Source organism: Pseudoalteromonas tetraodonis (genome assembly GCF_002310835.1).
Taxonomy (GTDB): Bacteria; Pseudomonadota; Gammaproteobacteria; order Enterobacterales; family Alteromonadaceae; genus Pseudoalteromonas; species Pseudoalteromonas tetraodonis.
In genome coordinates this window covers 2,586,698-2,604,594 of the sequence record NZ_CP011041.1, presented here as the reverse complement: position 1 = coordinate 2,604,594, position 17,897 = coordinate 2,586,698, and the positions used below count along the sequence as shown (strand labels likewise).

The 17,897-nt window shown below is 42.2% G+C and carries 21 protein-coding genes; 13 read left to right on the top strand and 8 right to left on the bottom strand.

Annotation, left to right across the window (positions count from 1 at the left end; all coding sequences use genetic code 11):
* Positions 1-37: 37 nt before the first annotated feature.
* The 5 genes from serA to metK form a co-directional block, all read right to left on the bottom strand.
* The gene (serA, locus tag PTET_RS12210; protein WP_028833921.1) at positions 38-1,267 is read right to left on the bottom strand and encodes a phosphoglycerate dehydrogenase; all 1,230 of its coding nucleotides are present in this window, start codon (positions 1,265-1,267) and stop codon (positions 38-40) included.
* 9 nt (positions 1,268-1,276) lie between these two features.
* Positions 1,277-1,930, bottom strand: coding sequence for a ribose-5-phosphate isomerase RpiA (gene rpiA / locus PTET_RS12205; protein ID WP_013465690.1), 654 nt, complete (start codon positions 1,928-1,930; stop codon positions 1,277-1,279).
* Between the two features lie 53 nt (positions 1,931-1,983).
* Positions 1,984-2,580 (bottom strand): 5-formyltetrahydrofolate cyclo-ligase, encoded by a 597-nt coding sequence (locus PTET_RS12200; RefSeq protein WP_096038696.1) that lies wholly within the window; start codon positions 2,578-2,580, stop codon positions 1,984-1,986.
* A gap of 18 nt (positions 2,581-2,598) precedes the next feature.
* Positions 2,599-3,144, bottom strand: coding sequence for a hypothetical protein (locus PTET_RS12195; RefSeq protein WP_036953523.1), 546 nt, complete (start codon positions 3,142-3,144; stop codon positions 2,599-2,601).
* A gap of 139 nt (positions 3,145-3,283) precedes the next feature.
* Positions 3,284-4,435 carry a methionine adenosyltransferase gene (gene metK, locus PTET_RS12190; RefSeq protein ID WP_010387726.1) on the bottom strand — a complete coding sequence of 384 codons (1,152 nt, stop codon included), beginning with the start codon at positions 4,433-4,435 and terminating at the stop codon, positions 3,284-3,286.
* A 265-nt stretch (positions 4,436-4,700) separates the two neighbouring features.
* Between metK and tkt the strand changes: the two genes are divergently transcribed.
* The 5 genes from tkt (at position 4,701) to PTET_RS12165 (ending at position 10,181) form a co-directional block, all read left to right on the top strand.
* Positions 4,701-6,692 (top strand): transketolase, encoded by a 1,992-nt coding sequence (tkt, locus tag PTET_RS12185; protein WP_058155158.1) that lies wholly within the window; start codon positions 4,701-4,703, stop codon positions 6,690-6,692.
* A 431-nt stretch (positions 6,693-7,123) separates the two neighbouring features.
* Positions 7,124-7,438 carry a pyrimidine/purine nucleoside phosphorylase gene (gene ppnP, locus PTET_RS12180; RefSeq protein ID WP_010387728.1) on the top strand — a complete coding sequence of 105 codons (315 nt, stop codon included), beginning with the start codon at positions 7,124-7,126 and terminating at the stop codon, positions 7,436-7,438.
* Positions 7,439-7,627: 189 nt separating this feature from the next.
* Entirely contained in the window at positions 7,628-7,984 is a 357-nt protein-coding gene (gene hpf, locus PTET_RS12175; RefSeq protein WP_013465684.1) for a ribosome hibernation-promoting factor, HPF/YfiA family, read from the top strand.
* Positions 7,985-8,126: 142 nt separating this feature from the next.
* On the top strand, positions 8,127-9,359 hold the full coding sequence (locus PTET_RS12170) for an NRAMP family divalent metal transporter (RefSeq protein ID WP_096038695.1): 1,233 nt from the start codon (positions 8,127-8,129) through the stop codon (positions 9,357-9,359).
* A gap of 243 nt (positions 9,360-9,602) precedes the next feature.
* On the top strand, positions 9,603-10,181 hold the full coding sequence (locus PTET_RS12165; protein ID WP_096038694.1) for a hypothetical protein: 579 nt from the start codon (positions 9,603-9,605) through the stop codon (positions 10,179-10,181).
* A 252-nt stretch (positions 10,182-10,433) separates the two neighbouring features.
* Here the strand turns inward: PTET_RS12165 and PTET_RS12160 are convergent, their stop codons facing one another.
* Genes PTET_RS12160 through PTET_RS12150 form a run of 3 tightly spaced genes read right to left on the bottom strand, consistent with a single transcriptional unit; the run spans position 10,434 to position 12,746 of the window.
* Positions 10,434-11,621 (bottom strand): vWA domain-containing protein, encoded by a 1,188-nt coding sequence (locus tag PTET_RS12160; protein WP_096038693.1) that lies wholly within the window; start codon positions 11,619-11,621, stop codon positions 10,434-10,436.
* Between the two features lies 1 nt (position 11,622).
* On the bottom strand, positions 11,623-12,471 hold the full coding sequence (locus tag PTET_RS12155) for an AAA family ATPase (RefSeq protein WP_008464234.1): 849 nt from the start codon (positions 12,469-12,471) through the stop codon (positions 11,623-11,625).
* A gap of 50 nt (positions 12,472-12,521) precedes the next feature.
* Positions 12,522-12,746, bottom strand: coding sequence for a DUF1653 domain-containing protein (locus tag PTET_RS12150; protein ID WP_008110327.1), 225 nt, complete (start codon positions 12,744-12,746; stop codon positions 12,522-12,524).
* A gap of 61 nt (positions 12,747-12,807) precedes the next feature.
* Between PTET_RS12150 and PTET_RS12145 the strand changes: the two genes are divergently transcribed.
* The 8 genes from PTET_RS12145 (at position 12,808) to PTET_RS12110 (ending at position 17,896) form a co-directional block, all read left to right on the top strand.
* Positions 12,808-13,281 carry a DUF2947 domain-containing protein gene (locus tag PTET_RS12145; RefSeq protein ID WP_013465675.1) on the top strand — a complete coding sequence of 158 codons (474 nt, stop codon included), beginning with the start codon at positions 12,808-12,810 and terminating at the stop codon, positions 13,279-13,281.
* Between the two features lie 70 nt (positions 13,282-13,351).
* On the top strand, positions 13,352-13,984 hold the full coding sequence (locus PTET_RS12140) for a hypothetical protein (protein ID WP_096038692.1): 633 nt from the start codon (positions 13,352-13,354) through the stop codon (positions 13,982-13,984).
* A gap of 35 nt (positions 13,985-14,019) precedes the next feature.
* The gene (ftsB, locus tag PTET_RS12135; protein WP_013465673.1) at positions 14,020-14,307 is read left to right on the top strand and encodes a cell division protein FtsB; all 288 of its coding nucleotides are present in this window, start codon (positions 14,020-14,022) and stop codon (positions 14,305-14,307) included.
* Positions 14,297-14,998, top strand: coding sequence for a 2-C-methyl-D-erythritol 4-phosphate cytidylyltransferase (ispD, locus tag PTET_RS12130; protein WP_096038691.1), 702 nt, complete (start codon positions 14,297-14,299; stop codon positions 14,996-14,998). The genes ftsB and ispD overlap by 11 nt, the downstream gene beginning before the upstream one ends.
* Positions 14,995-15,477 (top strand): 2-C-methyl-D-erythritol 2,4-cyclodiphosphate synthase, encoded by a 483-nt coding sequence (ispF, locus tag PTET_RS12125; protein ID WP_016899658.1) that lies wholly within the window; start codon positions 14,995-14,997, stop codon positions 15,475-15,477. The genes ispD and ispF overlap by 4 nt, the downstream gene beginning before the upstream one ends.
* Positions 15,474-16,523 carry a tRNA pseudouridine(13) synthase TruD gene (truD, locus tag PTET_RS12120; protein ID WP_096038690.1) on the top strand — a complete coding sequence of 350 codons (1,050 nt, stop codon included), beginning with the start codon at positions 15,474-15,476 and terminating at the stop codon, positions 16,521-16,523. Before ispF ends, truD begins: the two co-directional genes overlap by 4 nt.
* Entirely contained in the window at positions 16,504-17,268 is a 765-nt protein-coding gene (gene surE, locus PTET_RS12115; protein WP_028833935.1) for a 5'/3'-nucleotidase SurE, read from the top strand. The genes truD and surE overlap by 20 nt, the downstream gene beginning before the upstream one ends.
* On the top strand, positions 17,258-17,896 hold the full coding sequence (locus PTET_RS12110; RefSeq protein WP_036953558.1) for a protein-L-isoaspartate(D-aspartate) O-methyltransferase: 639 nt from the start codon (positions 17,258-17,260) through the stop codon (positions 17,894-17,896). The genes surE and PTET_RS12110 overlap by 11 nt, the downstream gene beginning before the upstream one ends.
* The last annotated feature ends 1 nt before the right edge of the window (position 17,897 follow it).

Below are 17,897 nucleotides of genomic sequence, written 5' to 3'. Positions count from 1 at the left end.
ATTATTCAAGTACGGCTTTTATTATTTTAGCTGATAGTTAGTGAAGAATACGCGCTCTAATTGTACCTTCAACCGCACTGAGCTCTTTAAGTGCGACTTCTGAGTGATCGGTGTCTACATCAATAACCACGTAACCAATTGCTTCATCGGTTTGTAAGTACTGTGCGGCAATGTTAATACCGTGCTGAGCAAACGCTTGGTTAATTTGCGTTAGCACGCCAGGGCGGTTGTGATGCACGTGTAACAAGCGGCTGCGATTAGCAAGCTCTGGCAATGATACTTCAGGGAAGTTAACTGCGGTAATAGTTGAGCCGTTATCTGAGTACTTAGCGAGTTTACCCGCTACTTCAATACCAATGTTCTCTTGTGCTTCTTGAGTAGAACCACCTATATGCGGCGTTAAAATAACGTTGTCGAATTCACGCAGTGGCGAGATAAATTCTTCATCGTTAGATTTAGGTTCAACTGGGAATACGTCAATTGCTGCGCCGCTGAGTTTTTTCTCTGTTAGCGCTTCTGCTAGGGCGTCAATATCAACGACAGTACCACGTGAAGCGTTAATTAAAATAGAGCCTTGCTTCATTACCGCCAATTCAGCCGTGCCAATCAGGTTTTTAGTTTGCGGTGTTTCAGGTACGTGCAAGCTAATAATATCAGCGCGTTGCAATAGCTGCGTTAAGTTATGTACTTGTGTCGCATTACCTAAAGACAGTTTGTCTTCAATGTCGTAATACTCCACGTTCATACCAATATTTTCAGCCATAATACCCAACTGAGTACCAATGTGACCGTAGCCAATAATACCTAAGGTTTTACCGCGCGCTTCAAACGAGCCATTGGCTGTTTTTAACCAGCCACCACGGTGCGCAGCGGCATTTCGCTGTGGAATACCACGTAATAAAAGCAGTATTTCACCTAGTACAAGCTCAGCTACAGAGCGAGTATTTGAAAACGGGGCATTAAATACTGCAATACCGCGCTCACGTGCTGCGTTTAAATCTACTTGGTTGGTACCAATACAAAAACAACCGATAGCAACCAGTTTTTCAGCTGCATTTAATACCGATTCATTAATATGAGTACGAGAACGCAGCCCCACAAAGTGCACATCTTTAATGCGCTCAATAAGCTCGTCCTCAGGTAGCGATGTTTTAACGTAGTCGATATTGCTATAACCGTTACGTTTTAGCGTTTCAACAGCGCTTTGATGAACACCTTCAAGCAAGAGAATTTTAATTTTGTCTTTTGCTAACGATACCTTACTCATAACCATATCCTATTTAATTTGTGGCCCATTTTTTGTGCCGATAATCACTTTATCAGCACCGCGCTCTGCAAATAGGCCGTTGGTGACTACGCCAACAATTTGATTTATTTGTGTTTCAAGCTGTTTAGCATGGGTAATTTTTAAATTATGTACATCTAAAATAACGTTGCCGTTATCGGTTACAACACCTTGGCGATACACAGGATCACCGCCAAGTTTTAATAATTCGCGGGCAACATAGCTGCGCGCCATCGGAATAACTTCAACTGGCAGCGGGAAATCCCCTAAGGTATCGACTAGTTTGGTGTCATCAACAATACACACAAACTGTTTAGCCACTGCCGCTACTATTTTTTCACGGGTGAGCGCTGCACCACCGCCTTTAATCATTTCGTTTAGAGCGTTAATTTCATCTGCGCCATCAACGTATACATCCAGAGCATCAACATCATTTAGCTCAAATACTTCTATACCAAGTTCTTTTAAACGTGCTGTAGACGCTTCTGAACTAGATACTGCACCAACGATGGTGTCTTTTACTGTGCCTAAAGCATCAATAAAATGATTAACGGTTGAGCCTGTACCAACACCCACTATGGTGTTTTCTTTTACAAACTCCAGTGCAGCCCATGCAGCTGCTTTTTTTAATTCATCTTGTGTCATTGCTATGTGCTCATTTATGTCAAAAATAGACTGTTAGTTTACAAGATTAATTGTTACCAACAGTAGGTTTTATTGGGTGTAATAATAGTTTTAAGAGGCACATCCCACGATTCAATTGGGAGCTTATCCACTTGTTGGCATTCGTGTGCTAGGCCAATAAGTTGTGGTTGCTGCCAGTTTTCTTCGTGTAAACGTGCCAAGCTTCTATCGTAAAACCCACCCCCCATTCCAAGGCGATTACCAAATTTATCAAATGCAACAAGTGGCATAAGTAGATAATCAAGCGCTGGCAATGGGCATATTTGAGAGCAGTTCAGCTTAGGCTCCAAGATACCATAGCGGTTTGCTCTCATGGGTGAGTTTTTTTCATATCGTTGAAATAGTAAATTAGCCCCGTTGAAAGGGTGAATTACAGGTAAGTAAACATGCTGTTCAATGCTCCATAATTCATTAATTAACAATGAGGTATCTAATTCGCCATCATTGCTTAAATAAATGGCGATATGTTTTTTTTTAGCTGTTTTTTGGCTTTTTATATATTGAATAAAATTCAATTTAAGCGAGTGGGCCGCTATTTCTTGCTGGTTTTTTGATAGATTATTCCGTGCTTTACGAATATCGAGTCTTATTTGTGCGCGATTATTGCTCATTAAATAACTAAACCATGATTAAAAAGAGAATAAATTAGGAAATAATAAGTACACAGCAAGCACAATAAGTAATATTACAACTGTGGCAATCAGTGAATATAAAACAAGGTTACTGCGTTTTTTGGGTGTTGTAGAGAGTGGCTCATCTAGCATTAAATCGTCATCTTGCCATGGTTCGTCATTTTCATCAGGCAGTGATAACTCAACCTCGGGGAGACGTTGCTCAAGATCCTCAAGTTTCTCTTCAAGACGAATTAAGCTACTAGTAATATAATCTAGGGCATCAAATAAGCGCTGATCTCGCTGGCTGTCGTGCGCTTTTTGAGAAGTAGCTTGTGTAGGGGCTGTTTGCTGAAGTTTGCTTTTGATCCCCAGCGTTGAAAGTAACTTAGCTTGCTTAAGGGCTTTCTCTTTGTTGCTAGGAGCAAACAGCGGCTTGCCATTAAAAAATGCCGCCACCTTTTCAGGTGAGGTTTTTAGTTTTTCTGTCAGTGCATTGGTCACTGCTTGGCTGTCTGCGCCTTCTGCAAGTCCTACAAATATAACACGAAAATTGTCGGCCATTTTTTATCCCTAACACGCTTTATTGTATAAGCAGAGTATATACCTAAAATGTTAAACAGTTCGAGACTGTTTTATGACTAACTTAATACACATAGCAAAACGGCCCTAAAAAGGGCCGTTTTAATATTAGCTAGGTGGCTTACAGGCCAGCTGCTGCGCGAAGTGCGTCTGCTTTATCTGTGCGTTCCCATGGGAATTCATCACGGCCAAAGTGGCCGTAAGCCGCTGTTGGAAGATAAATAGGGCGCTCAAGATCAAGCATTTGAATTAGGCCGTAAGGGCGTAAGTCAAAGTGTTCACGAATAAGTTCGATTAAACGCGCTTCTTCTAATTTACCTGTGCCAAATGTTTCAACACTGATAGATGTTGGCTCTGCAACACCAATAGCATAAGACACCTGAAGTTCACACTTGTCAGCAAGGCCAGCAGCAACAATGTTTTTAGCAACATAACGTGCAGCATAAGCCGCTGAGCGGTCAACTTTTGATGGATCTTTACCAGAGAAAGCACCACCACCGTGACGAGCCATGCCACCGTAGGTATCTACAATGATTTTACGACCAGTTAAACCACAGTCACCCATTGGTCCACCAATTACAAAACGACCAGTTGGGTTAATAAAGAATTTAGTGGCACTAGTAATCAGCTCAGCAGGAAGTACTGGCTTAATAATCGTTTCCATTACCGCTTCTACTAAATCACTTTGCGATACATCTTCGCTGTGCTGAGTAGAAAGTACAACGGCATCAATGCCTACTGGCTTGCCATTTTCGTATGCAAACGTAACCTGTGATTTTGCATCTGGACGCAACCAGTTAAGCTCGCCGCTTTTACGTACTTGTGCTTGGCGTTGTACTAAACGGTGAGAATAAGTAATTGGAGCAGGCATTAATACTTCAGTTTCGTTACATGCGTAACCAAACATTAGGCCTTGGTCGCCAGCGCCTTGCTCTTCAGGGCTTGTACGGTCAACACCTTGGTTAATGTCAGGAGACTGTTTACCAATCGTGTTTAAAATTGCACACGAATCGGCATCAAAGCCCATGTCTGAATGTGTGTAACCAATTTCACGTACTGTTTTACGTGTAATTTCTTCGATATCAACCCATGCGCTAGTCGTGATTTCACCACCAACCATAACCATACCGGTTTTAACGTAAGTTTCACACGCTACACGGGCATGAGAGTCTTGCTCTAGGATAGCATCAAGTACCGCATCAGAAATTTGATCGGCGATTTTATCCGGATGACCTTCAGAAACAGATTCAGAAGTAAATAAATGTTTTGCCATTGTAATTATGCTCACAAATATTGCGCTTCACAAACGTCGGTATTAGCGCTAAAAAATTAAGGCGCGTATTTTATCTAAAACAAATGAACTTGCATAGTTTTTTTACGCCTAGACGTCTAAATAAAATATCTAATAGTAAATGGTTCTTAAAAAATATTCATAATGCCCTATTTTTATGGGTTTTTAATTGCACACAGCCCCCACAATAAGTAAGAATGGGGATAAATAAATACCCGCGCAAATACATATAAAGGTAGGAGAATTCATGCCATCTCGCAAAGAACTTGCAAATGCTATTCGCGTCTTGTCAATGGACGCAGTACAAAAGGCCAAATCTGGTCACCCTGGAGCCCCTATGGGCATGGCTGATATCGCAGAAGTATTATGGCGCGATTATCTAAAACATAACCCAACAAATCCAGAGTGGGCTGACCGAGATCGATTTATACTCTCAAATGGTCACGGTTCAATGCTAATTTATTCTCTACTGCATTTAAGTGGTTATGACTTGCCACTGGACGAAATTAAAAACTTCCGCCAAATGCATTCTAAAACACCAGGCCATCCAGAATATGGATACGCGCCAGGAATTGAGACCACTACGGGCCCATTAGGTCAAGGGATCACAAATGCGGTAGGTATGGCGATTGCTGAAAAAGCATTAGCAGCGCAGTTTAACCGTGAAGGCCATGACATTGTTGATCACCACACGTATGCGTTTATGGGTGATGGTTGTTTGATGGAAGGTATTTCTCATGAAGCATGCTCACTAGCCGGTACATTAGGCCTAGGCAAATTAGTGGCATTTTGGGATGACAACGGCATTTCAATCGACGGTGAAGTTGAAGGTTGGTTTAGTGATGATACCCCAGCACGTTTTAAAGCATACGGCTGGCATGTAATTAGTGACGTTGATGGCCATGATAGCGATGCAGTAAGTGCAGCAATTGCAGAAGCTAAAAGCGTGACTGATAAGCCAACACTAATTTGTTGTAAAACTATTATTGGTTACGGCTCACCTAATAAATCAGGTAGCCACGATTGTCACGGTGCACCACTAGGTGATGACGAAATTAAAGCGTCTCGCGAGTTTTTAGGTTGGACGGGCGATGCATTTGAAATCCCTGAAGATATTTATGCACAGTGGGATAACAAAGAAAAAGGCCAACAGCTTGAAGCAAGCTGGGACGAAAAATTTGCCGCATATGAAAAAGCATACCCAGAGCTTGCAGCAGAATACAAACGCCGTACACATTCAGAATTACCAGCTGACTGGGCTGAAAAATCACAAGCGTACATTGAAGAGCTGCAAGCAAACCCAGCAAACCCAGCATCACGTAAAGCGTCGCAAAATGCATTAAATGCGTTTGGCCCGTTACTACCTGAATTTATGGGTGGTTCTGCCGATTTAGCGGGTTCAAACTTAACAATTTGGGATGGCTCTAAAGGCTTAACTGCTGATGATGCAAGTGGTAACTACATTTACTACGGTGTACGTGAGTTTGGTATGTCGGCCATTATGAACGGTATTGCACTGCATAAAGGCTTTATTCCTTACGGTGCAACGTTCTTAATGTTTATGGAATACGCACGCAACGCGGTACGTATGGCTGCATTAATGAAGCAACCAAGCATTTTTGTATACACGCACGATTCAATTGGTTTAGGTGAAGATGGTCCAACTCACCAACCAGTTGAGCAAATTGCCAGCATGCGTTTAACGCCTAACCTATACAACTGGCGCCCATGTGACCAAGTTGAGTCAGCAATTGCATGGCAACAAGCTATTGAACGTAAAGACGGTCCTACATCATTAATCTTTACTCGCCAAGGCTTAGAGCAGCAAGCTCGTGATGCCCAGCAATTAAGCGACGTTAAAAAGGGTGGTTACATCTTAAGTTGTGACGGCAATCCAGAGCTTATTTTGATTGCAACGGGTTCTGAAGTACAGCTAGCGCAAGACTCTGCGAAAGAGCTACGTGGGCAGGGTAAAAAGGTACGTGTTGTATCTATGCCATGTACTGATGCGTTTGAAGACCAATCGCCTGAGTACAAAGAAAGCGTATTACCAGCAAGCGTTTCACGTCGCGTAGCGATTGAAGCGGGTATTGCTGATTACTGGTACAAGTATGTAGGCCTAAATGGCGCCGTAGTTGGTATGACCACCTTTGGTGAGTCGGCACCGGCAAACGAGCTATTTGAGTTCTTCGGCTTTACGGTAGAAAATGTAGTTAACAAAGCAAACGCATTGTTTTAATTAATTACTTTAGTGTTTTAAAAGCCCGCGCTGTGTAAACAGGGCGGGCTTTTTTATGAGCTGTACTTTTATCACTTCTCTAAAGCGTAGTGTCTCATCGCCCTCTTTGTGCACAAATCATTAAAAATTAATTTGAACAAAGAGAAGCGAATGAGAAGAAAATGAGGTAATACAAAACCCAAATTATAAAAAATAGTTGTTTGATCACTTCTCTAAAGCGCAGCGTCTTTTAGTTCTCTTTGTCCATAAATCACTAAAAGTACTGTTCGAAACTTGTAGCCCGTTGCTCGAAGCATATCTCTCTATAAAGTCGTTCTTTTTTAACCTTTTGGATTTTAGATGAGTAATTTTCACAGCACTTAACTTGCAAGGTTTTTGTGTATCAGGCACTGTGGGGGTAACAAAATTATAAATTAACAACAGGAGTTAACATGCCAAAGTTCGATAACGTTAGTGTGGTTAAAAAAGCCAATGTGTATTTTGATGGCAAAGTATCAAGTCGTACTGTGCTTTTAGGAAATGGTGAAGCGAAAACCTTGGGTTTTATGCAACCCGGTGAATTTGAGTTTAATACTAACCAAAAAGAGTGTATGGAGTTGTTAGCAGGGCAGTGGGATGTGTTATTACCAGGTGAAAGCGAGTGGAAAACATTTAATGCGGGTGAGTCATTTAATGTTGATGCTAATGTCAGCTTCCATGTAAAAGTAAGTGATTTTGCTGATTATTGCTGTTCATACACCGATTAATTTGTTGGTTGATTAAATTATCAACATTTCTAAAGGCCGCTTCAAAGCGGCTTTTTGCATACTTAATGCTAAATGAATGATCTAAATCAGGTGGGGTAATAAATAATTGCGTAATTTTCATTTTTTCTCTTGTGTTAATTCGTTTAGCCCCCAATACTAACTATGAGGTAACAAATAAAAGGATACCCTATGAAAATTAATCTTTCTGGTCACCATGTTGACGTTACTGATTCTATTAAAGAACACATTAACGAAAAGTTCTCAAAAGTCGCGAGCCATTTTCCATCATTGATATCTCTAGATATTATTCTTTCAAAAGAGCATCATAAGTTCCAAGCAGAAATTAGCACAAATTATGAAGGTGCGCGTATATCGGTAAAAGGGGAAAACGAAGTTATGTATCCTGCTATTTCCAGCGCAGCTAAAAAACTCGATGCCGCACTAAAGCATCGTAAAGGGCAAATAAAAGCGAACTTACATGAAAAGCCTGTAAGTACCACACCTGAAATAGCACACGAAATCATCCAAGAGATGGATTTAAATTAATAACTAACAATGTGTTATTTTTAAAAAGAGCCTAAGGGCTCTTTTTTATTGCCTGTAAATTAGGTAAGTTATGCACTCACACAGTTTATTAATGATAAAAATTAATAATAAAAGCACATAACACACCAAATTTGAGAAGTTAATGCAATACACACAAAGCACATGGAAGTCTCGGTTAGGGGCGCTCGGCCCGGGTATTTTAATGGCCACCGCTGCCATTGGTGGCTCACACTTAGTTGCATCGACCCAAGCTGGCGCATTATTTGGCTGGCAGCTATTTTGGCTTATTGTGGTGGTTAACGTTTTAAAGTATCCGTTTTTTCGTTTTGGTATGGAATACACACTCGCCACCAAAAATAGTTTAGTAGAAGGGTATAAAAACCAAGGGCCTGGGTATTTTTACAGTTTTATTGCTCTGAATATTATCGCCGCTGTGGTAAATACTGCGGGCGTATTGCTGCTTACGGCGAGCTTATTACACTACGCATTACCTATTAGCATTCCTGTTACCTTATTGTGTTGGGTAATATTGGCCGTGTGTTTAATTATATTATTACTGGGGCATTTTAAAGCGCTCGATAACGTAGCAAAAGCTATTATGGGGCTACTTTCTATAGCAACCATCACTGCATTGGTTATTGCTATAAATAACGGCCCAGTAGCGCCTGTAAACTACGTTGGCCCCTCACCATATGAACTTGCCATGTTAGGCTTTATGGTTGCCTTAATGGGCTGGATGCCAGCGCCCATTGAAATATCGGCACTGAGCTCGTTGTGGCTTAAAGAAAAACAAGCTCAGCAAAGTGTGACTAAAAACCAAGGCTTATTCGATTTTAATCTAGGTTATTGGTTAACCGCCGGGCTTGCGCTGGTATTTTTTAGTTTAGGTGCGTTAGTGCAATATGGGCAAAACAGTAATATAGAGCTCGGTGGTGTAGCGTTTGCTAAACAGCTGATTGATATGTACGCATCAACAATAGGCGAGTGGGCAAGGCCTTTGGTATCAGCCATCGCGTTTTTGTGTATGTTTGGCACCACACTCACCGTACTTGACGGTTACGCCCGCACACTTAACGAATCACACAAATTACTTGGTTTTAAGCAATCTAAACACAGCTTAAATACGTGGCTTATACTGCAAGCATTGGCCGGTATGGCGGTTATTTTATTTTTTAAATCAGCCCTTGGCCCTATGCTTACCTTTGCAATGACACTTGCTTTTGTAACCACACCGGTTTTTGCATGGCTTAACTTCAGCCTAGTGCGCTCAGAGCCCGCGATTAAACACAGTCTACTTTTGCGTAGCTTAACGTGGTTAGGTTTAGTGTACTTGGTTGGTTTTGCTGTAGCGTTTGTGGTTTGGAAGTTGATGTGATTTTATTTTCGAGGTTCGAGGTTCGAGGTGAAAGGTGCAAATCAAACAACCTCTGCATAAATACCGACTGTTGTAGACCGCGATAGGCTGCAAAGAGCGAAGATAAGACGGTCAAAAATTATGATGTTTATCCTAATTAGTTTAAATATGAGTTAGATAGGGCTGAGTGAATGTACGATAACAATCCAATTGAGTTTATAAACCGCTTATTTGGTATTCCGTACTCAGGAAGACGATACTAAAATGGCAAGCTCGGCTAATCAACTCTCACCTACCAACCCTAAAAAGGGGTGGTTTTCTATAGGTGTTTTATGTTTAATCATTACTCTCTATGCCTACAGCTTTAAATTAGAAATTAGCACATTAAGTCTTATTGCTGAAAATGTAATGTCGTTAAAAATTAAACCTGTAGTAATTCCTTTGATAGTTATGATGCCCGCTTTTTTTGTACTCATCTACGGGATTTATCAAAGAATGCATGGTGATATATCAGAGAAATCGATGCGAAGGGGGCTATTTGTTATTATAGGATGCTTCCCTCTATTTCTGATTACCTGGTGGATTTATAGCTGGCAACTTAGTGATAAGCTTGAAAGTGAAGGCTATTCCATTTGTCACTGGTATTCAGGAGCTTCACTAGGAGCTCCAAAAATTTGGCTTTCAGATCCAAGTTACTGCATTGAAGACGGTTATTTAGTAAGGATTGAATTACTTGAATGGCTAAAGCAGCAGCGGTTAAGTGGAAAAACACCATCCATTGAAGTCTTCGAGAAGCAATTAGAATTCATGCTCAGTGAATACCATCAAAAATATGGTGTATGAGCTACTTAAAATGCATTAACTAAGTTTTTTTATCGCTTTACTTATCTCATTTAAACTAAGTGGGTACATGCGGTTGTTCATTAACGCGGTGCATCGGATTGTTTCTGGTACATCGATCATTTTGTCGGATGGCGTGGCTTCGCCACTTATTCGACCTACGTCAAAGGTAGGTTGGTTAAGCCGAAGGCGCCACCCAACAAAGTTATAGGTTCACGCCCGAAGCTCTGCTGCTGAGCTGTCGTAAATTAATATTTAACTCAGCTCTTTTATCGCGCTACTTATTCCATCTAAACTCAGCGGGTACATGCGGTTGTTCATTAGCTGCTTTATAAAATCAATTGATTGATAATACGGCCAGTGTTCAACCGGTTGTGGGTTGAGCCACGCGACTTTATCAAAGTGATTAGTGATTCGTGCCAACCACGCGCTGCCGGATTCTTCATTCCAATGTTCTACTGAGCCGCCAGGATAGGCAATTTCATACGGGCCCATAGTGGCATCACCGACAAATATAACTTTGTAGTCGCTGGTAAACTTGTTGATCAGCGTCATGGTGTCAATAACGTTTGAGTGGCGGCGTTGGTTATCTTGCCAAACATGTTCGTATAAACAGTTATGAAAGTAGTAAAACTCTAAATGTTTAAATTCGCTGTGGGCGGCGCTAAATAGTTCTTCACAGGTATGAATGTAGTCATCCATTGAGCCGCCAATATCAAACAGCATCAATACTTTTACTGCATTGTGGCGCTCGGGTGCCATTTTTACATCGAGCATGCCACCTTGTTTGGCGGTCGCGCGTATGGTTTCGTTTAAATCAAGGGTGTCGCTTGCGCCAGTGCGGGCAAATTTGCGTAGTTTTTTAAGGGCCAGCTTTATAGTGCGTGAGCCAATTTCGCGGTCAGAATCGAGGTTACGGTATTCGCGCTTATCCCACACTTTTACCGCTTGGCGATTGCGGTTGCCGTCTTGACCAATGCGTATGCCCTCAGGGTTATAGCCGTATGCCCCAAAAGGCGAGGTGCCGCCGGTACCTACCCACTTATTGCCGCCAGCGTGGCGTTTTTGCTGTTCTTCTAAACGCTCTTTAAGAGTTTTCATCAGCTCGTCTAGCCCGCCCATGGCTTTTAGTTGAGCTTTTTCTTCATCGCTTAGGTGCTTTTCAAACTCTTTACGCAACCAATCTTCAGGTAAGTTGTGCTGCTGTTTTAAGCTCTCGAGCAGGTCTAAGTCGGCAATACCGCTAAAGTAATCGCTAAAGGCTTTATCAAATCGATCAAAGTGCGTTTCGTCTTTTACCATAATAGTGCGCGCTAAATGATAAAAGGCGTCTACATCAGCAAATACAACACCTTGTTTTAAAGCGTTTATTAAATCGAGCAGTTCGCGCAGACTCACGGGTAAGCGGTATTTGCGTAGCGTGAAAAAAAACTGTACCAACATATTAGCGACGGCTCATAAACGCGAGCTTTTCGATTAGGCTTATGTCTTGCTCGTTTTTAAGTAGTGCGCCAAACATCGGCATTAAGCCGCCTTTTTGCGCTTTGTCGTGCAGGGTTTTTGCGTCTATATCTTCAGCCATTAATAGTTTTAACCAATCCAGTAACTCGCTGGTGGATGGCTTCTTTTTAAGGCCGTTGGCTTCGCGTAAGTTAAAAAACACTTCAAGTGCTTGGCGAACTAAATCTTGTTTAACATGCGGGTAGTGCACATCAATAATTTGCTGCATTTCGTCGCTATTTGGAAAATCAATATAATGGAAAAAGCAGCGGCGTAAAAACGCATCGGGCAGCTCTTTTTCATTGTTTGATGTGATGATCACAATAGGGCGCTCTTTGGCCACAATGCGCTCACCGGTTTCGTATACATGAAATTCCATTTTATCGAGTTCGAGTAGTAAATCGTTTGGAAACTCAATATCGGCTTTGTCTATTTCGTCAATCAGGAGTACTGGGCGTTTTCCGTTTAGCTCAGCGTACATGAAGGCTTGCCACAGCTTACCTTTAACTATGTAGTTACTAATATTGTGAACGCGCTCATCACCTAGCTGGCTGTCGCGTAGTCGTGATACGGCATCGTACTCGTACAAACCTTGCTGCGCTTTAGTGGTTGATTTTATATGCCACTGAATCAACTCGGTATCTAAACTTTTTGCCAGCTCTTCAGCCAACATGGTTTTACCTGTGCCCGGCTCGCCTTTAATTAAAAGCGGCTTTTGCAGCATAATAGCGGCGTTTACGGCCTGTTTTAATGCTGAGCTTGCGATGTAATTATCAGTAGAATTAAATTGCACGGGTCATCCTCTGGTCTGAGCAGTAATTATTATGCGTTATAATGCCATAGTTAATCGGCTTCACCAAGGTAGGCAAAACGCGCAATCGTTTTACCGTCTTTTTCAACGGTTTCAGTAAACATACTTAGTGGGCGTGCCCATATGCCGTATTCACCGTATAAGGCTTGGTAAATAACCAATTGCTCGTTGGTTTCGCTGTGAGTTGCCACATGCATAACTTTATATTGTGGGCCTTTGTAGTGTTGATATAAACCCAGTTTTAGTGCTGTAGTCATAGTCTGTTATCTTGTATAATTTGCCTTCGCTTTTTATTATGCCAAAGAATACGCCAATACTATGAATTATATTTCTCTTGATGATTACAAAAAAGCCTGGGTATTTCGCCACAAAGATATTCCGGTTTCAGATATTGATGCAGCTAATATTAAACCGATGACCAGCGAGCGTGCTGCAGTGCTATGGACAACCATGGTGAGTCGTGAACATGATCATCCTGACTTTTTTGATAAAACCGATTGGTGCGCGCAAGAGCAAAACTTTAGCCAAGAAGTAAATTGGGAAGACGCATGGGAAAGCGAAGATCCCCAATTTCCTGACGCTATTTTAAACCACCTAGACTGGCAGGCTAACACCACCGTTTATTTTTGTATGGCGCGCGATAATATTATTGAAACGAGCTTTGATGTGTTTAAACGCAACTGGCAAAACTTTATGTTTTTAGCCGATGGCAGTTTATTAATTGGAAAAAAACGTAATACGGTTGTGCAATTTTTAGAATCAGGCATTGCGAAATTAGGCGAAAAGCCCTAACAATCGGTGCTTAAAAACTGTGCATTACTGTGTTATAAAACATCTATTAAGGTGTTTTTGAGTACAGCGATTGGTCAGTAAAAATAAGCAGTTTGACACAAACCAACAAGTTGAAATGTGGCAAACTGATGCACAAAAAGTGCTTTATGCACAATTATGTAATGCCTTTTATCAGCGTGAGGTGCAGCGCTTAGTGGCTGAACCTAATGGTGATCGTTTACGCAGGCAATTAAAAAGCCTGCCTTATTACATTGAACGTGCCGCAACACGGGTGGCTAATGCAACATCGCCTTTTACGCTCGATGCGCAAAATGGTGGGTGGCTTGAAAAGCAAAAACCAACTCCGCCAGAAGTTAATTCTTCAGCGAATGAACTTTTTTATCAAGTCTATGCCAAAGTTGGGCTGATTATTCCTGTATTATTACAAAATCACGGCCAAATTCGGGTTAGAATAGACAGCATTGATCAAGTAACTAAAACACAGGTTCATTGCAATGAGCTTGGCTGGTTTGATTTTTTAGGTCAAGGGCTTGAGCAGCAAAGTGCGCAATTACTCAAACCCAACAAAGCAACGCTTGCTGCGGCGTGTTGTGGCCACCAGTGGCAGTTTTCAAAGCGCAGTACGCCACGGTTATTATCGTTACGGGAAATGTTATTGGCTGCCAATATTAATTGGCGCAATGTTAAGCGGCCATTGGCGTAAAGCTTACAATTCAAAATTAAAATAAGGAGTGTTTAATGCGATTTTTTCAATTTGGCTTGTTGTGCTTAGCACTTTTTATTCAGTATAGACTTTGGTTTGGCCATAATGGTGTGCAAGACTACACCCGTCTAAAAAATGCGGTGGCATCGCATCAACAAACAAACGAAAAGCTGATCAAGCGTAATAAAGTATTAAAAGCGGATATAGAAGATTTAAAGCTCGGCCTTGAAGGTATTGAAGAGCGTGCCCGCAACGAATTAGGAATGATTAAACCGGACGAAACCTTTATTCGTGTTTTACCGGCTCAACACCATGACAAATAAATTTACTATTGCAGCTATTGTTCCTGCCGCAGGTGTTGGCAGCAGAATGCAACACACAACACCAAAGCAATATATTTCCTTAGCAGGGAAAACCATTTTAGAGCACACGCTCGCTAAGTTATCGCAGTTACCGCATTTAAATTCTATAGTGGTGGCTTTGAGCGAAACCGACCCTTACTTTGACGACCTTACGCTATCTGATCCTCGCATCTTGCGTTCTATTGGCGGTAAAGAGCGTGCAGATTCAGTATTAAACAGTTTATTGTTTTTAGCTGCCAATCCACCGACTTGGGTTTTGGTGCATGATGCAGCAAGACCTTTAGTTGATATTGCTGATATAGAGCGCCTAATAGCACAGTGCATGCAGGCTGATGAAGGCGGTATTTTAGCCAGCAAAGTAAAAGACACCATAAAACGAGGGCAAAGCCATGCGCAGCAAACAGTGCCTCGTGATGATTTATGGCAAGCACTTACGCCACAGCTTTTTAAATATGACGAGCTCAAAACAGCACTGCAAAATGCGTTAGCCAATGGGGCAATTATTACTGATGAAGCCAGTGCCATGGAATGGGCAAATAAGCCGGTAAGGTTGGTGGCGGGGCGCAGTGATAATATTAAAATTACCACCCCAGAAGATTTAGACTTAGCAGGTTTTTTACTGCAAAAACAAAATAATGAGAGTGCAACATGATACGAATAGGCCATGGTTTTGACGTGCATAAGTTTGGTGGCCAAGGGCCTTTAACCATCTGCGGCGAAAAAATTGATTACCCGCAAGGCTTTTTAGCGCACTCAGATGGTGATGTAGCTATTCATGCGTTGTGTGACGCGATTTTAGGCTCATTAGCGCTGGGCGATATTGGTAAGCACTTTCCAGATACAGCCAGTGAATATGAAAATATCGATAGCCGTATTTTACTTCGCCATGTAGTGAGTCTAGCCAAGCAACAGGGCTATGTATTGGGCAATGCGGATGTCACCATTGTGGCACAAGCACCAAAAATGCTGCCGCACATTCAAGCAATGCGAACCAATCTTGCCAGTGATTTAAATGCTGAGCTCTCACAGATAAATGTTAAAGCCACAACCACTGAAAAGCTCGGGTTTGAGGGGCGAAAAGAAGGTATTTCAAGCCATGCCGTGGTCATTATGAGTAAACAAAGCGCATGAGCGAATTAAATTATTTATATGGTGCGCCGCTTTCTAAAGCCGACTTTAAAACCACCGCAGAAGACTTTATGGTTGATGAAGATCTCGGTATAGAGTTTACCGGCAGTGGCGAACATGTGTGTTTGCAAGTGGTAAAAAAAGGCGAAAACACTCAGTATGTAGCTAAACTCATTGCGCAAAAAGCGGGGGTGTCGCCACGTGATGTAAGTTATGCCGGCATGAAAGACCGCCATGGTGTGTGTTCACAGTGGTTTAGTGTAAAAGTACCGATTAAAAAGCATATTGACTTTACTGAGCTCAACAGCGAAAGCGTGTTTGTGGTATCGCAGCAGCGCCATGAGCGAAAATTGCGCACCGGTTGCCATAAAGGAAATAGATTTACCATTACCTTGCGCAATGTAACCGAGCCGCTTGATATTTTGTGCCGTATAAATGCGGTACGTGCCGGTGTGCCTAACTATTTTGGTGAGCAGCGTTTTGGCCGTGATGGGCATAACTTAGTCATGGCTGAAAAAATGTTTGCCGGTGAGCGCATACGCGATAAAAAGCTGCGAGGCATTATTATTTCTGCAGCACGTTCACATGTGTTTAATCAAATTGTTAGTTTACGCGTGACAGAACATGGCCTTGCTAAAACCATGCACCGCGAAGTATTTATGCTTAGCGGTAGCAATGCGTTTTTTGAAGATGCGATCAGCGATGAAAATATTGCACGTCTTGCCTCTGGCGATATTATGATGTCGGCGCCCATGGTGGGCAAAAGCGAAAAAGGCCTTACCGAACAAGAAAAAACATGGTTGGCACCGTATCAAGCATGGTGTGATGGCTTAGGTGAGTTAGGGCTTAAAAACGAGCGCAGAATGCTGCGTTTAATCCCCCAAGATCTAAGTGTAGAAACACTTGATGAACGCACATTAAAACTCAGCTTTGGTTTACCCAAAGGCTGCTTTGCAACGGCTTTACTGCGCGAACTGGTTGATTATACTGACGCCAGTCCTCGCGAGCGAAAAGAAAAGGATAACGCAGATGAAGATTCTATTAAGTAATGATGATGGTGTTAATGCCAAAGGTATTGCTGTTTTATACCAAGCATTAACACAAATTGCTGAGGTAACGCTGGTTGCGCCAGATAGAAATTGCAGTGGCGCAAGTAATTCACTGACGTTAATGAATCCTTTGCGTGCAACGACACTCGACAATGGCTTTATGTCGGTTAATGGCACGCCAACGGATTGTGTGCATTTAGGTGTGAATCAATTAATGGATGAAAAGCCCGATTTAGTGGTAGCCGGTATTAACCACGGCGGCAATTTAGGTGACGATACACTTTACTCTGGTACGGTTGCTGCGGCGACTGAAGGTCGTCATCTGGGTTTACCAGCAATTGCGGTGTCTTTGTGCTCTCACCATGGTGAACACTTTGAAACGGCAGCAGCCGTTACGGTCAATATTATTAAAGGGCTTGCTTCGCATCCACTGCCTAAAGATCAGATCATCAATATTAATGTGCCAGATATTCCTTTAAGTGAGCTAAAAGGGGTTCAGGTAACTCGCTTAGGCGCGCGACACAAAGCAGAAACCATGACTAAGCAAAGCGATCCTTGGGGACGCGATATTTTTTGGTATGGTTCTTTGGGTACAGAAAGCGATGCCGGTGAAGGCACTGATTTTTATGCTGTAAATAATGGCTATGCATCAGTCACCCCATTGAGCGTTGATATGACCGCTAAAGACAGTATCAAAGCTGTGGGAGAGTGGTTAGCCGAGTTGGAGATCAACCGTGCTGGCTAATTATACCCGCAGTGCACAAGCGCTTTCAGACCTATTACAACGAGAGGGCGTAGAAGATAAGGAGGTTTTAAAGGCGATTTCGCAAATTCCTCGGCATATCTTTATTGATGATGTACTAAAGCACAAAGCGTATCAAAATACGGCGCTACCAATAGGGCAAGGACAAACTATTTCTCAGCCTTACATTGTTGCCCGTATGACCGAATTGATGCGTTTAGCTGGCGTGAAAAGTAAAGTGTTAGAAATTGGTACCGGATCCGGCTATCAAACCGCGGTACTGGCTAAAACCTTTGATAAGGTGTATTCGGTTGAGCGTATAAAAGCTTTGCAATGGCAAGCAAAGCGTCGATTACATCAGCTCGATTTATATAATGTCACTATGAAACACGGTGACGGTTGGCAAGGATGGCAATCGCAAGCGCCATTCAATGGCATTATTGTGACGGCTGCGGCAACGATTATCCCTCCAGAACTACTCGCACAACTTGCAGATGGAGGCGTATTACTCGCCCCCATTGGTGAGGCAGAACAAAAATTAACCATGGTTATTCGCCAAGGCGATAGCTTTACCGAGCATGTAATTGCGCCAGTAAGATTTGTACCTTTGGTCCCTGGCGATATTGAATAGG

Bases quoted from the DNA above. Each gene is read 5' to 3' on its own strand.
- serA (WP_028833921.1), bottom strand. From the start codon at position 1,267: ATGAGTAAGGTATCGTTAGCAAAAGACAAAATTAAAATTCTCTTGCTT.
- rpiA (WP_013465690.1), bottom strand. From the start codon at position 1,930: ATGACACAAGATGAATTAAAAAAAGCAGCTGCATGGGCTGCACTGGAG.
- PTET_RS12200 (WP_096038696.1), bottom strand. From the start codon at position 2,580: ATGAGCAATAATCGCGCACAAATAAGACTCGATATTCGTAAAGCACGG.
- PTET_RS12195 (WP_036953523.1), bottom strand. From the start codon at position 3,144: ATGGCCGACAATTTTCGTGTTATATTTGTAGGACTTGCAGAAGGCGCA.
- metK (WP_010387726.1), bottom strand. From the start codon at position 4,435: ATGGCAAAACATTTATTTACTTCTGAATCTGTTTCTGAAGGTCATCCG.
- tkt (WP_058155158.1), top strand. From the start codon at position 4,701: ATGCCATCTCGCAAAGAACTTGCAAATGCTATTCGCGTCTTGTCAATG.
- ppnP (WP_010387728.1), top strand. From the start codon at position 7,124: ATGCCAAAGTTCGATAACGTTAGTGTGGTTAAAAAAGCCAATGTGTAT.
- hpf (WP_013465684.1), top strand. From the start codon at position 7,628: ATGAAAATTAATCTTTCTGGTCACCATGTTGACGTTACTGATTCTATT.
- PTET_RS12170 (WP_096038695.1), top strand. From the start codon at position 8,127: ATGCAATACACACAAAGCACATGGAAGTCTCGGTTAGGGGCGCTCGGC.
- PTET_RS12165 (WP_096038694.1), top strand. From the start codon at position 9,603: ATGGCAAGCTCGGCTAATCAACTCTCACCTACCAACCCTAAAAAGGGG.
- PTET_RS12160 (WP_096038693.1), bottom strand. From the start codon at position 11,621: ATGTTGGTACAGTTTTTTTTCACGCTACGCAAATACCGCTTACCCGTG.
- PTET_RS12150 (WP_008110327.1), bottom strand. From the start codon at position 12,746: ATGACTACAGCACTAAAACTGGGTTTATATCAACACTACAAAGGCCCA.
- PTET_RS12145 (WP_013465675.1), top strand. From the start codon at position 12,808: ATGAATTATATTTCTCTTGATGATTACAAAAAAGCCTGGGTATTTCGC.
- ftsB (WP_013465673.1), top strand. From the start codon at position 14,020: ATGCGATTTTTTCAATTTGGCTTGTTGTGCTTAGCACTTTTTATTCAG.
- ispD (WP_096038691.1), top strand. From the start codon at position 14,297: ATGACAAATAAATTTACTATTGCAGCTATTGTTCCTGCCGCAGGTGTT.
- ispF (WP_016899658.1), top strand. From the start codon at position 14,995: ATGATACGAATAGGCCATGGTTTTGACGTGCATAAGTTTGGTGGCCAA.
- truD (WP_096038690.1), top strand. From the start codon at position 15,474: ATGAGCGAATTAAATTATTTATATGGTGCGCCGCTTTCTAAAGCCGAC.
- surE (WP_028833935.1), top strand. From the start codon at position 16,504: ATGAAGATTCTATTAAGTAATGATGATGGTGTTAATGCCAAAGGTATT.